Annotated in this window: 12 protein-coding genes; 6 read left to right on the top strand and 6 right to left on the bottom strand. The window is 56.7% G+C overall.

Going from position 1 to position 13,538, the window contains the following annotated elements; all coding sequences use genetic code 11:
• The first annotated feature begins 282 nt into the window (after positions 1-282).
• Positions 283-1,140 (top strand): lytic transglycosylase domain-containing protein, encoded by an 858-nt coding sequence (locus ABJN86_RS14705; RefSeq protein ID WP_348363242.1) that lies wholly within the window; start codon positions 283-285, stop codon positions 1,138-1,140.
• Positions 1,141-1,254: 114 nt separating this feature from the next.
• Here the strand turns inward: ABJN86_RS14705 and ABJN86_RS14700 are convergent, their stop codons facing one another.
• On the bottom strand, positions 1,255-2,940 hold the full coding sequence (locus ABJN86_RS14700; protein ID WP_348363243.1) for an NAD(P)H-dependent oxidoreductase subunit E: 1,686 nt from the start codon (positions 2,938-2,940) through the stop codon (positions 1,255-1,257).
• Between the two features lie 183 nt (positions 2,941-3,123).
• Between ABJN86_RS14700 and ABJN86_RS14695 the strand changes: the two genes are divergently transcribed.
• Both ABJN86_RS14695 and ABJN86_RS14690 read left to right on the top strand, forming a co-directional pair.
• Positions 3,124-4,167: an alkane 1-monooxygenase gene (locus tag ABJN86_RS14695; RefSeq protein WP_348363244.1), complete on the top strand. Its 1,044-nt coding sequence runs from the start codon at positions 3,124-3,126 to the stop codon at positions 4,165-4,167.
• A 32-nt stretch (positions 4,168-4,199) separates the two neighbouring features.
• Positions 4,200-4,604: a hypothetical protein gene (locus ABJN86_RS14690; protein ID WP_348363246.1), complete on the top strand. Its 405-nt coding sequence runs from the start codon at positions 4,200-4,202 to the stop codon at positions 4,602-4,604.
• Between the two features lie 76 nt (positions 4,605-4,680).
• On the opposite strand, the gene xseA is transcribed toward ABJN86_RS14690, so the two are convergent.
• Positions 4,681-6,231, bottom strand: a complete 1,551-nt coding sequence (gene xseA / locus ABJN86_RS14685; RefSeq protein WP_348363248.1) for an exodeoxyribonuclease VII large subunit — start codon at positions 6,229-6,231, stop codon at positions 4,681-4,683.
• Positions 6,232-6,295: 64 nt separating this feature from the next.
• Here xseA and purD point away from each other — a divergent pair, with 64 nt between their 5' ends.
• Positions 6,296-7,558 carry a phosphoribosylamine--glycine ligase gene (purD, locus tag ABJN86_RS14680; protein ID WP_348363249.1) on the top strand — a complete coding sequence of 421 codons (1,263 nt, stop codon included), beginning with the start codon at positions 6,296-6,298 and terminating at the stop codon, positions 7,556-7,558.
• On the opposite strand, the gene ABJN86_RS14675 is transcribed toward purD, so the two are convergent.
• Both ABJN86_RS14675 and ABJN86_RS14670 read right to left on the bottom strand, forming a co-directional pair.
• Positions 7,555-8,298, bottom strand: a complete 744-nt coding sequence (locus ABJN86_RS14675) for a VCBS repeat-containing protein (RefSeq protein ID WP_348363250.1) — start codon at positions 8,296-8,298, stop codon at positions 7,555-7,557. The two genes, purD and ABJN86_RS14675, sit on opposite strands and share 4 nt — an antisense overlap.
• Positions 8,299-8,300: 2 nt before the next feature.
• Positions 8,301-8,624: a 2Fe-2S iron-sulfur cluster-binding protein gene (locus tag ABJN86_RS14670; RefSeq protein WP_348363252.1), complete on the bottom strand. Its 324-nt coding sequence runs from the start codon at positions 8,622-8,624 to the stop codon at positions 8,301-8,303.
• A gap of 205 nt (positions 8,625-8,829) precedes the next feature.
• Between ABJN86_RS14670 and ABJN86_RS14665 the strand changes: the two genes are divergently transcribed.
• Positions 8,830-9,393, top strand: coding sequence for a peptidoglycan-binding domain-containing protein (locus ABJN86_RS14665; protein WP_348363253.1), 564 nt, complete (start codon positions 8,830-8,832; stop codon positions 9,391-9,393).
• Here ABJN86_RS14665 and ABJN86_RS14660 read toward each other — a convergent pair.
• Positions 9,390-10,475 carry a hypothetical protein gene (locus tag ABJN86_RS14660; protein WP_348363254.1) on the bottom strand — a complete coding sequence of 362 codons (1,086 nt, stop codon included), beginning with the start codon at positions 10,473-10,475 and terminating at the stop codon, positions 9,390-9,392. The two genes, ABJN86_RS14665 and ABJN86_RS14660, sit on opposite strands and share 4 nt — an antisense overlap.
• Before the next feature lie 556 nt (positions 10,476-11,031).
• On the opposite strand from ABJN86_RS14660, the gene ABJN86_RS14655 reads away from it, so the two are divergent.
• Positions 11,032-11,934, top strand: a complete 903-nt coding sequence (locus tag ABJN86_RS14655) for a hypothetical protein (RefSeq protein ID WP_348363256.1) — start codon at positions 11,032-11,034, stop codon at positions 11,932-11,934.
• Positions 11,935-12,018: 84 nt separating this feature from the next.
• Here the strand turns inward: ABJN86_RS14655 and ABJN86_RS14650 are convergent, their stop codons facing one another.
• Positions 12,019-13,443 carry a Do family serine endopeptidase gene (locus ABJN86_RS14650; RefSeq protein WP_348363770.1) on the bottom strand — a complete coding sequence of 475 codons (1,425 nt, stop codon included), beginning with the start codon at positions 13,441-13,443 and terminating at the stop codon, positions 12,019-12,021.
• Positions 13,444-13,538 lie beyond the last annotated feature (95 nt).

The following is a 13,538-nucleotide window of genomic DNA, read 5'->3' as shown; positions in this document are numbered from 1 at the left end:
TCCGCGCTGTCATCAACCGGATCGGCTGTAATCTGAGGGGGTTCCACCTGCTCCTCAACGCCACCATCCTCGACAATCGCGTCCAGCCCCTCCTCCAATTTGGAGGACGATTTGAACAGCTTGCTTTTGAGCTTCTTGAAAAAGGACATGTGGGTCTTCGAGGCCTTGAATGTTCTAACTTTAACCCACCTAACCTCTCATGCGGCCAGATGGAAGATGTGGCGCTCAAATGCGTGTCGGGTTAGGTCTGGTTTCATGAGATGGTTCTTTGCACTTTTGCTGATGGCAGCTCCCCTGGCAGCCCCCGTCGAGGCCGCCCCGCCCGACCCGATGTGCACCACGGGAAAATGGGGGCAAGTTCAGTGCATTCGCGCCGAGCATTTCGTTCATGACATGTGCCAGCTCATCGAAGCCACCACCGCGACCCACGGGTTAAACCCGCATTTCTTCACGCGGCTGATCTGGCAGGAAAGCCGCTTCAACCCCAACGCCCTGTCCCCAGCCAACGCAATGGGGATCGCGCAGTTCATCCGCTCCACCGCGACCAAGCGCGGGCTGAAGGATCCCTACAACCCCGCCGACGCGCTGGATCATTCCGCGCAATATCTGGCAGAGATGGTGCAGCGCTACGGCAATGAGGGCATGGCCGCCATCGGCTACAACGGCGGCGAAGGTCGCGCCGAAGGCTTCTTGCAAGGCAAAGGCCTCGCCTCCGAAACTGAAAACTACGTACCTATCGTCACCGGAGTGGATGCCGACGCTTGGCGCGACGGGAAGCCCAAAACCCACGATATGCGCCTCTCCAAGACCGAAGACTTCCGCACAGCCTGCTACGCCTTAGCCAAAAAGCGGCAACTCACGCCCCTGCGCCAAGCCCCGCGCTATAAGCCATGGGGCGTGCAAATGGCGGCAGATCGTACCAAGTCAGGGGCGCGCGCGCAGTTTGATCGACGCACCGCCAGTTGCCGCCGCACTGTAGCTGGCGAAAAGCTGGACCTGATCTATAAGAAGCACCGCGTGGCGAAACTGAAAGGCTGGTACATGGCCCGCATCAGCCGCAATAGCCGCAAATCGGCGCAAAACCTGTGCAACAGCTTGCGTCGACAAGGATGCTCCTGCGCCGTTTACAAGAACAATTGATGAGGTGGGTGCCTAGAGGCGCGTGATGTTTGCACCTGTATTGTGCTAAATAATCCACGCCGCGATTTAGACAACCAGCCGAAAAAGGCAAAGCTTGTTGCAGCCCAAAACAGGCTACACCTCATCCTTGAAGTGCGTCATCACCATGCGAATGGGGTTGGGCGCAGCCTGCCCCAAGCCGCAGATGGATGCGTCGCCCATTGCGGTGCACAGCTCCTCCAACAACGGTTGATCCCATGTATCGGCTTGCATCAGCTTGACCGCTTTCTCGCAGCCCACGCGGCAGGGCGTGCATTGCCCACAAGACTCGTCCTCAAAGAAACGCAGCATATTGAGAGCGGCTTCCTTGGCTGAATCTTGGTCTGACAGCACCACCACCGCCGCCGAGCCGATGAAGCTTCCCAGTGGCTGCAACGTGTCGAAATCCAACGGCACGTCGTTGATCGACGCCGGTAGCAGCCCAGAGGACGGCCCGCCCGGCTGATACGCCTTAAACACATGACCGGACATCATACCGCCAGCGGCCTCGATAATGTCGGTGATGGTGGAGCCAGCAGGCAACAGATGCACCCCGGGATTGGCCACACGCCCCGAGACCGAATAGCTGCGAAGTCCGATGCGGCCATTCTTTTCGGTTGAATTCAAAACCTCAGGCCCCTCGCGACAGATGCGGGCAATCCAGTGCAAGGTCTCAATGTTGTGCACCAAGGTTGGCTGCCCAAACAGCCCGACCTGCGCCACATAGGGCGGACGGTGGCGCGGTAGGCCGCGCTTGCCTTCGATGGATTCGATCATCGCGCTTTCTTCACCGCAGATATAAGCGCCTGCACCACGCCGCAGCTCGATAAAGCCTGCAGGCGCGATGCCCGCCTGTTCAAGGGCCGCGATTTCACGACGCAGGATTTCCAAAACGGCCGGATATTCGTCGCGCATGTAGATGTAGCAACGCTCCGCCTCGACCGCCCATGCGGCGATCAGCATCCCCTCAAGGAACAGATGCGGCGTGCGTTCTAGGTGGTAGCGGTCCTTGAATGTGCCAGGCTCACCCTCATCCCCATTCACGGCGAGGTAGCGAGGGCCGGCGTTGCCACGCACGAAACCCCATTTGGTTCCCGATGGGAAACCAGCGCCACCAAGCCCACGAAGCCCGCTCTCTTTGATCAGCGCTTGCACATCTTCCCAGTTTCCACCCTGTTGAAGCTTTAAGAAAGATGCATAGCCACCTGTTTTTTCGTATTCAAAAAAGGTTTCATAGTCAGGAATATGCGCATGAGTGTCACCGGCCAGAACAGCCGCCTGCACCTTATCCGGTGTGGCGTGATCAATATGGTTGTGGCCGATTTCCAAGACCGGTGCGGTGTCGCAGCGCCCCATGCAAGGCGCGCGCAGCACGCGAACTTCCGAGGCATCAAGCCCATCTTCCAAGGCCTCCTTCAAGGCCTGAGCCCCTGCCAATTCGCACGACAGCGAGTCGCACACACGGATGGTCAGCGCAGGCGGCGGCACCTCATCTTCTTTCACCACATCGAAATGGGCGTAGAAGCTCGCGACTTCGTAGATTTCGGCCATAGAGAGGCGCATCTCCTCGGCCAAGGCACGCAAATGTGCGGCGGACAGATGTCCATGTTTATCTTGGATAAGGTGCAAAAACTCGATCAAAAGATCGCGGTTGCGCGGATGCGCGCCCAGAAGCGATTGCACCTCGGCCAAGGCATCATCGTCATATTGGCGGCCTTTGGTGAACTTGCGCCCACGTCCTTTGCCTGACTTCCACACGCCCTTGCGTTCATCCAATGCCATGATGCTCTCCCGATCTTGCTTGGGGTAAACCTAAGCGTTGCGGGACGCTTGAGAACACGCAAAAACGACCTAAACGCGTCTTGCTGCGCAAGTAGGGCCGCAAAACTTCTAGCCATTTCCATGATTTGGGCACATTCGTTCTGTTTAGGAAACCTCAAACCAAAGTTAACACGGACGAATTCAATGCCACGCTCCTTTCTGGCCTTCACGCTTGCTACGTTGTTCCCGCTGCCGTTCCTCTTAGCAGGTGCAATTTTTGGCGGCTGGGCTGTTTGGATCGCCTTGTTCTACATGACAGCAGTTGTGGCTGGCATTGACGTTGTGGTTCCCGCCTTGTCGCGAGACGGCGAAGCTGCGGAAGATGAAGAAGCGGACATGTTGTCCTTGATGCTGGTCGGGGTCCATTTCTTCTTACTGTTCTTGATGATCTGGGCGTTGTCCGGTCACGGCACCGCACTGCTGTCGATCAATGGTATTGCATTGTTTATCGCTGCCGGATTGTACTTTGGGCAGGTGAGCAGCGCAAACGCTCATGAATTGATACATCGCGGATCATATGGCATGCGCCGCGCTGGTAGCGCCGTTTACACATCGTTATTGTTTGGACACTACGCCTCGTGCTGTTTGCGCATTCATGATCCTTTCGTAGGCACCGAACGCGACCCTGCCTCCGCGAAGATGGGGCAAACGATCTACCAGTATTTAGGCCGTAACTGGCTGACTGGATTTGCCATAGGGTTAAAGGCTGAAAACCAACATTTGACCAAGCTCGGCGCGGACCGTTGGGATCGGCGCAATCCGTTTTTGCAATATGTGGGCGGTGCCGTGGCGTTGTTGCTTTTGTCTTTGTTGATCGCTGGCTGGAGCGGGGTGGTTGTCTGTGTCTTGCTGTCTCTATTTGCGCAGTTGCAAATCCTTTTGTGCAACTACGTCCAACACTATGGATTAGAGCGCTCGACTGATGAGCACGGCAATTATGCCCCCGTAAATGTCACCCATTCTTGGAACGCCCCACATTGGATGTCGTCGTTGCTGATGTTGAATATGCCACGACATTCGGACCACCATGTGCATCCTGAGAAGCGGTTTACCTTGCTCGACATTCCTGCACGGGGTGAGGCACCAATGCTGCCCTACTCCCTCCCTGTTATGAGCTGCATTGCCTTGCATGCTGCCCAATGGCGAAAAGTTATGGACCCGCACGTTGAAGCGTGGCGTAGCGCTTGACGAGGTGAGCTGCAGGGATCATCCTTTGCCTCATGAAAAAACTCGCCATTCTCGTATTATTTGCTTTGCCCGCACAGGCAGAAACCATGATGACTGCAACGGACTTTGAGGCATTTACCAAAAATTCCACTGTTGCCTTCAACCGCCACGGCATGCCCTTCGGAGCAGAGCAATATTTGGACGATCGCCGCGTCATCTGGAGCTTTCTAGACGGAAATTGCCAACGAGGGGTTTGGTACGATGAAGGCGATCAGATTTGCTTTCACTATGACGGTCAATCAAACCCGCTTTGCTGGCATTTTTTCGATGACAACGGCCAGCAATCCGCGCGTCTTGTCGGGGACGATCCTGTGGACGACTTGATCGTCGTAGGTAAGAATAAGCAGCCCTTGGCGTGCCCCGGCCCGGAAGTTGGTGTTCGCTACAGTATTGAGTGAGTGGTTTGCGCCAGCTCGCATGCGGGGGCCAGCCCCCGCGCCCCCGAGGTATTTTAGAAGCAATGATGAAGTAGCGTCAGTCGTCGAAGAGGCTTGGCTGACCTGACTTAGGAGGCTTTGGCTTTGGTACCAGTTTAGCCGCAGCGCCGACGGGAATGCGCGCATCTTTGAATTGCACCTCCAGAGTTGCTGCTTTCTTGGCGGTTTTACTGTCAGTGACCACCTTGTCGCCGTCCCAGACCACCGCGTAGCCACGATCTAGGGTGGCTTGGTAGCCCAGTGTTTCGCGCAGACGGTCTAGCTTTTCCACGTTGGAGCGCCAATTTGCGACTTGGCTTGAGCCAGCTTGCGACGCCGCATGCGTGGCCCGTGACAGACGATCGCGTTGGAGTTTTAAATCGCGATGAAGCCCGTTTGCGTTTAACCCGCTTTTAACGCGGTCCAAATGTGCGCGGGACCTCTCAACGCGGCGTTCTAGCGCGACACCTAAGCGCGTAGTGGCTTGGTCAAGGCGAGCCTGCATCCGCTCTGTTTGGCGCGCCAAAATTGACGGGCGCAGGGGGGAGGCCGCCTTCTCAAAGGCCAGACGTTTGGCGGCGGCCCCTGCCTTGAGGGATGCATCCAAGCGCCCGCCTACAATATCGAAGCGTTGGCGTGCAATTTGCGTCAGTTCCTCGCGGCGTGGTAAAGCTCGGGACACATCTGCGAGGCGTTGCTTGCGGGCGCTGACCATGCCGGTGAGGGCTTGCGCCATGCGTGCGCCATAACTGTCCACCGTTGCCAGCAGCTCCAGCCGCACAGGGACCGCCAATTCCGCCGCCGCCGTTGGGGTTGGCGCGCGCATATCGGACACATAGTCGATCAAGGTGGTGTCGGTCTCGTGCCCAACCGCCGAGATCAGAGGGATTTGCGAGGCCGCAGCGGCGCGGGCGACGTTCTCCTCGTTAAAGCCCCATAGGTCCTCGATCGAGCCGCCACCACGCGCCACAATCAACAAGTCGGGGCGAGGCAACGCCCCGCCCGGGGTCATCGCGTTGAAGCCCTCGATTGCGGAGGTGACTTGGCCCGAACAGGCCTCGCCTTGAACCGCGACGGGCCAAATCAGCACTTTGCGCGGAAAGCGGTCCCGCAAGCGGTGCAAAATATCACGAATGACTGCCCCTTGGGGCGAGGTCACCACGCCAATGATCTCCGGCAGGTAGGGAATGGGTTTCTTGCGGGCGGGCTCAAACAGGCCCTCGCCTTCAAGCTGCTTTTTACGCTTTTCGAGCATCGCCATCAATGCGCCGACACCTGCGGGGCGGATTTCCTCGATCACCATCTGGTATTTGGACTGCCCCGGGAAGGTGGTCAGCTTGCCGATGGCCACGACTTCCATCCCCTCCTCCGGCTTCACGGCCAGCTTGGCGGCTTGCCCCTTCCAGATGATAGAGGCCAGCACCGCGCGGTCGTCCTTGAGGTCCAGATAGACATGGCCCGAGCGGGCAATCATCACGCGCCCCACCTCGCCTTTGATGCGCACGCGGCCAAACTCGCCCTCGATGGTGCGCTTCACCGCGCCCGCGATTTCGGTGACCGTGTATTCCGGCTCGTTGCGCCCGGGTTGATCGTCGTCAAGAAGGTCCATGTCGTAGCTCTTGTGATGCCTGCCCGCGCAGCTTAGAACGCCCGAAACCGAAGGGGAAGCGACTATGAACATATTGATCCTTGGAAGCGGCGGACGCGAGCACGCATTGGCTTGGGCCGTAAAGCAAAATCCCAAGTGCGACAGGCTGATTGTGGCCCCCGGAAACGCCGGAATTGCGGGCGTGGCGGAATGCGCCGCTTTGGACATTATGAACCCTGACACGGTGGTGGACTTCGCCCAGAGCCAGTCCATCGACTTTGTTATCATCGGCCCAGAGGACCCATTGGCTGCCGGCGTGGCCGACAGGTTGCGAGCCGCGGGCATCTTGTGCTTTGGGCCGTCGGCGGCTGCCGCGCGTCTTGAGGCATCCAAAAGCTTCACCAAGGAAATCTGCGACGCGGCCAACGCGCCCACCGCAGGTTACGCGCATTTCACCGACCTTGAAGCGGCTAAGACCTACGTGATTGAGCAAGGCGCTCCCATTGTGATCAAAGCCGACGGCTTGGCGGCCGGCAAAGGCGTTGTTGTGGCGATGGAGTTGCAAGAGGCACTAGACGCGCTGGACGACATGCTGGGCGGCGGATTTGGCGCGGCAGGTGCCGAAGTGGTGGTCGAGGAGTTCATGGAGGGCGAAGAGGCCTCATACTTCATCCTGTCGGACGGTAAAACCGTGCTGCCCATCGGTACTGCGCAAGACCACAAGCGCGCCTATGACGGCGATGAAGGCCCCAACACAGGCGGCATGGGGGCCTATTCCCCCGCCCCTGTTTTGTCTGACGAGATCGCCGCCAAGGCGATTGCGGAAATTGTGCAGCCCACTATTGATGAGATGGCCAAACGCGGCACCCCCTACCAAGGCGTGCTTTATGCGGGCTTCATGATCAAGGACGGCCAGCCGCGTCTTGTGGAATACAACTGCCGCTTTGGCGACCCGGAATGTCAGGTGCTGATGATGCGCCTAGGCGCGCAAGCCTTGGATCTGTTGCTCGCCTGCGCCGAGGAACGTTTGGACACCGCCAAGATCAACTGGGCCGACGACCATGCGATCACAGTCGTGATGGCGTCCAAGGGCTACCCAGGCGCATATGAGAAAGGCACCGTCATTGGCGGGCTTGAGGCTTTGCCAGAGGATAGCTCCAACATGGTGTTTCATGCGGGCACGAAGGCCAATGGCGACCAAATCACGGCCAATGGAGGCCGCGTCCTCAACATCACCGCACGCGGCGCCTCCCTGAACGAAGCGCGCGAGCGGGCTTATGCGATGGTCGACAAGATCAACTGGCCAGAAGGCTTCAACCGTACCGACATAGGCTGGCGCGCGCTTTAGCGGCAGTCCAAGGCCGCGTTCAATGAGGCGCGGCCTTCATGCGGGCCAAGGTCACGCAATTTGAAGTCCTGCCCGTCAAAACGGGTCGCAATCACGCGGCGCCAATCATCCGTGGCGGTGATCATCTCAATCCCGCCATCGCAGTCACGTATGCCGCCACCGATGTCTGTCTCGCCAATGCGGTGGTTGGTCAGCCCGCGTTGATCCGCAACATGTTCCAGCGCACCATTGCGGTAGCGCCAGACCCGCAAAATCTTGGCCAAATGCGGGCGATCGATATAGGCCAACTCAATATGCCCGTCCCCGTCCAGATCAGCCACCCCCACAGGGGATAGCCAGCGGTTAGAGCGCCCGATATGCGGCGTGAAAGCGATCTTGCCAGTCTCGTCGTAGACCGCCAATTGCGCGCCCGTGTTCAACTGACTCTCGACGACCACCACTTCAGGCTTTCCGTCGCCATCAACGTCGGCCAAACGCGGCTCCACATCTTCAAAGACGCGATCCTCGGGGAGCTTGATTTTGACTTTGGTCTTATGTGCCCAATCCTCGACCACCAGCTCTAGCGTACCCCATTCGATGGCGTCGCCTAGAACACCATGGGCGTAGCGGGTGGTCGGATCGGCGTAGCGTGCCTCTACAATTGTGTCGGCAGCGGCTGCCCCGCCTGCAACACAGCACGCGACCAGCCACGCGCGGCGCGCGAGACTGGGCAGAATGCGCGACGTTAGACGCCGCGCCATAATCAGATTTGTTTTTCAGGCAAGCGTACGACAAGGCCGTCCAATGCATCCGTGACCTTCAGCTGACACGTCAGGCGGGATGTGTCCGCATTGGGCTCATATGCGAAGTCCAGCATGTCTTCCTCCATCGCCTCTTTCGCGGGAACCTTAGACACCCAAGCCTCATCCACATAAACGTGGCAAGTCGAGCAGGCACATGCGCCACCGCAATCGGCCTCAATACCCGGAATATTGTTGTCGCGGGCACCTTCCATGACGGTCAAGCCGTTGCTGACGTCAACGACATGCTCTTTGCCGCCGTGCTCGATGTATGTAATTTTGGCCATATCAGTGCCCCTGTCTTAGCAATTTCTCTTAAACGGATGTAGTGCAAGCCGCCCTCTTTTGCCAGCCCTTAGCGACACCGACGATTGCTGCCCGAAAGCCGCACTGCGCATGCCTCTCCTTTTCACAGTCTTGGCCCCTATACTTGTTTTGCGCTACACTTAACGAAACGCGACATCAGATCGCACAACATAGGGCCGAGCAGAAATGCCCCAAACGACCACAACTCGCAGCCTTAGCGCTGCCATTTCGCTTGCTATATTGGCAGGCTGTGCGCCATTGCCTGTTGGCCCAGATGTGACCAAGCTGCTCTCGCCCAACACGATTATGCCCGTCGACATGAAGCCCCCGTCCAACATTCCCGGCATGTGTTGGGGGCATATTCCCGGGCCTCAAATCACGCAGATCGTATCAGACATCATAATCGCCACTCCGGCCCAGATCGGACCAAATGGCGAAGAGCTGTCTCCTGCAATTTATCGTGAAGTCACCCGCCCGCAGACATTTAACGAGGGGGAAGGCCGTTGGTTTACCCGCACCTGCGACGCGGACATGACGCCAGACTTCGTAATGACCTTGCAACGCGCCTTGTCCGTACGCGGGGTATACCGCGGCGACATCAACGGCGTTCTGGATCAGCGCACCCTGCGTGCAGTGCACAAATATCAAACGCCACAAGGCCTCGACAGTGCGGTCCTTAGCCTGTCTGCCGCACGCCAGCTTGGATTGATCGCAGTTGAGATTGAACCAGCAGAGGCCTCAGATACTTAGGCCCCTTCCGGTGCTGTATTGCTTTGCGATGGGACGCCACATGTACCGCAGAACTTGTAGAAAGAGTTCTCACGCGTTCCGCAATTCGTGCATTCGCTAAACAGACAAAATCCGCAGTGAACACAGTAGTCCACTTGTGGAGCGTCCTCCGCCGCGCCCTTTGCACGTTTCTTTTTCGCCCCAAACCCACGGTCACAACTGGGGCAAACGCCGCTTGAGATCTTCTTCACAGCCGTTTCATATTCGATCAGCTTGCGTTTCTCGGTCTCGGGGCGTTGCTCTTCAGATTTCTTGTTCTTGAGATAAGCCGTCATCTTTTTGATCGTGAAATGCGCAAAGATGAGCGCCATTGTGATCCCCACAATGTAGCGCACGTACCCGCCATAAGATGGCAGGTAAGGCACCAATTCCACAAAGAAGGCGAACAGCGAGAACAGGATAAAGCTGCGATAAATCGGCCAGTAGGTCGAGCGCCACTTTTTGGCAATCATCCACGCGGAAATCAACAGCAACGGCAAGGTCAGCGCCAAGCGGAGCAAGAACACCTTCAGCACTTCGAACTTACGAGCGGCCTCATAAGGGGCGTCCGCATCATTATGGATTTGCGCCCGCTCACCGTGAAGTTCCGACAACTGGTCGCGCAATTCTTGTGACGTTCGCTCAAGCTCCTGAATTTCTCGGGCAGCTGTGCGCTCTTCGAGCTTTATTCGCTCAATGGCCTCTACGCGTTTGATCACTTCAGGATCTTGATCACTCGATCCAATTGCTGTTCGTGTCCTCAACCAACGCTCAAAGCTGTCACGTTGGACCTTATAATCGAGAGCAAAAGAATCGACGCGAAAGCGTGCATCCTCAATCGCGTCCTCATTTACGCGTTGCTGCGTCTCCAAGCCCGCGATTTTGACCTCAACGGCATCGAGCTTGTCCGTTTCAACAAATTCAACATGCGAAATCCGCTTACCAGCTGTGGGCACATCGGACATGATCTTGCCGCCCAGTTGGATCAGCAGCCCAGCGATCACGAAGGACATTAACCACATCGACAGCTTGTACCAAAACAAGGGGCGGCGTACGGCTTTCATGACATGTCCAATGCGTTTTGTGCTTCAATCAAAATTGATTAGCAAACCAACGGACGCATAGCAACGTATTGCCCCCCCGCGCCTCAACCAACAGCTGAAACCAACAAAATCGGAGCGCCCTTCCCTATCTATCTATGGGTGGGACACCATCGCGACGGTACAGTGTAGGAGGGACTTGCGCCGGCTTCCTTAGCAGCCTCAATCTCATTTTTTCAAACAACCGGAACCACACGGACTGTTTTGCCCACAAGGCGAAACACCGTCGTCAACAGACTAAATTGGTATTTGTTGTCCCTTTTTAGTAATGATGATAGACATTGCCTCGCGTTCTGCAGAGGGATCAAGTTTCATAGGCTACTCCTTAGATGCCAACCGCTGAGCTAAACTTGGTTCATGACCTACCCCGATAAGGCCTCTCAATTTATGTGAGCCTATTGTCTGCAGATAGCATTTAAGAAGGCGCCCTCATTAAAACTGGCGTTGAATCCAGAGAACAAGCACATCGAATTTCTGGTGTGATCCCATGACAATTGATTAACCTACGAGGTAATAGATTATGTCTGAAAACATTTCCTACCACCGCATTGGCAAGATTAAATGCGCGCTCCACCAAATTGATGATTTCAAGAAATTTATGGAAGTTGACGTGAAGCCCGTTTCGACAACGGAAGAAGAGGTTATTGCAGCACTCTTCAAGTCGGCGACCCTCCCTCCCTCGACTACAATTCAGCAAACCCTGGGAATTGGGCGAGATCGTTACAAAATTGATTTCAGCGGCAGCTCTAGCGCCGTGATGGCGGCAGCGTTGAAGTTGCCTTTCAAAAATTACATGTCCCTATATGGCACATACATTCCCCCAAACCATTACAAGCACGGGTGGAGATCACGGCTGGCCCAAAAAGGGACCGACAACGCTTTGAAAAAGGCGAAGCATTTGGAATGGCGCAATTCGGCTAACCCTCTTTTAGGGGGGCGTACACCTGATCAAATTTTAGCGCGCGGTTTCGGCCCAGTAGAAATCCCTCGCGTCGGGTTCGTCTGGGTCGGCATCGTCTCCACAGGAGGGTCACGCAGCGTCGTGGAAATCCAGACCTACCCCTTTAGTGGCGACAAAAATTTCGACAATAGCATTCGTTGGTTCATGCAACGCGGAACAAGCCTGAACCAAGCGCTTAGGCTGAACAGCCAACATACAGAGGTGTTATATCAACAAGCGCTCATAGGAAGTATTGAAGTTCTACTTGGCGCATTGAAGACTATGCCAGGTAGGTCCGCCCCGTTATCGGTTCTTCGAAGAACTCTAAAGACAGCGGATCAAGTTAATAAGTCATTGGGCGCGATTAAAAGCATCATTTCCAAGACGGAAGCTGCTGAAAAACTGGCGAATTCTAGGGTCGGGATTGAGGGGAAAGTTCAAACCCTCAAAAGGGTCCCTCCGGTTGCCATTCCTGTACTTTGACATAGCGGCATCACGGGCCCAGACTTAAGCAACGAAAAAGGGCGCCCCAATCGGAGCGCCCTTTCCTGTCTCTATTAGGGCGGATCACCCGTCCAAGCTAAGCGCCACGAAGCGTGGGTCACCGTCGCGGCGGATGAGCATCAGGAAGGACTTGCGCCCCGCTTCCTTAGCGTCCTCGATGCGGGCCTCAAGATCGTCAACAGACGAAATCTTTTGCTGGCCAGCTTCAACGATCAAGTCGCCTGCACGTAGGCCCTTCTCAAAGGCGTCGCTGTCTTCAGCCACATCCTTGACCACCAAGCCATCCAGTGACGCGTCCAAACCAAGCTGCTCTCGCAGGTCGTCGGTCAGCACGGCCACGGTCATGCCCATGATCTTGCTTTCCTCGATCTCTTCTTTGTCCAGAACAACCGGAACCGCAGTGGCCTCAGCCTCTTCGCGGCGGCCCAATGTCACCTTCAGTGTCTCGGACTTGCCTTCGCGGATCACAACCACGCGAACCGCCTTGCCCACTTCGGTGTTGCCCACCAGGCGAACCAAGCCGCGTGTGTCCTTAACTTCGTTGCCATCAAACGTGGTGATAACGTCGCCCGCCTCAATACCGGAATCCTTACCGGGACCATCTGGCACGTCAGTTACCAAAGCACCTTTGGCTGATGCGAGTTCCAGCGCTTCCGCCACATCCTCGGTCACATCTTGGATGCGAACACCCAACCAGCCACGACGGGTTTCGCCGAACTCTTTGAGCTGGTCCACAACCTTGGTCACAACGTTAGACGCCATCGAGAAGCCAATCCCGATCGAGCCACCCGACGGGGACAAGATCGCCGTATTCACGCCGATGACGCCACCATCCACGTTGAACAATGGACCGCCCGAGTTCCCGCGGTTGATCGCAGCATCCGTCTGAATGAAATCGTCGTAAGTGCCCGACAAAGCACGGCCACGTTGCGACACGATACCCGCAGAGACCGAGAACCCTTGGCCCAACGGGTTACCAACGGCCACAACCCAATCGCCAACACGTGCGGCGTCGCTGTCACCAAAGGACACGAAGGGCAATGGTTTCTCGCTGTCTACCTTCAGCAAGGCGATGTCGGTCTTCGGGTCGGTGCCGATCAGCGTGGCCGTCAGCTTATCGCCCGAGAAGAACTCGATCTCGATCTCATCGGCTTTGTCGATCACGTGGTTGTTCGTGACGATGTAGCCGTCTTCGGAGATCACAAAACCCGACCCCAGTGCGGAGGAGCGGCGCGGGCGCTGACCCTCTTGCTGGCGATCAAGGAAATCCTTGAAGAAGTCTTCCAGCGGCGAGCCTTCGGGCACAATCGGGCGTTGGCCCTGTCCCGGCTCAACCCCTGCCACAGTTGTGGAGGTCGTGATGTTTACAACCGCAGGGCTGACCTTATCGGCCAAGTCTGCGAAGCTCTCAGGGATTTTAGCGTTGGCTGCAATGGCTTGCGCCAGAACCAATGCAAACCCCAGCACCAACATCGCAAGGGCCTTCATCGGCCTTGCCTGTCGGTCGGTCACTGTAAGAATATCTGCTTTCACGTTTTCGCTCCTCTGTGCGAAGTCTGCCTATCTTGCGCTCCCCACCAATC

Source organism: Litoreibacter sp. (assembly GCF_039974535.1).
Taxonomy (GTDB): Bacteria; Pseudomonadota; Alphaproteobacteria; order Rhodobacterales; family Rhodobacteraceae; genus Litoreibacter.
This window is presented reverse-complemented; position numbering and strand designations above follow the sequence as displayed.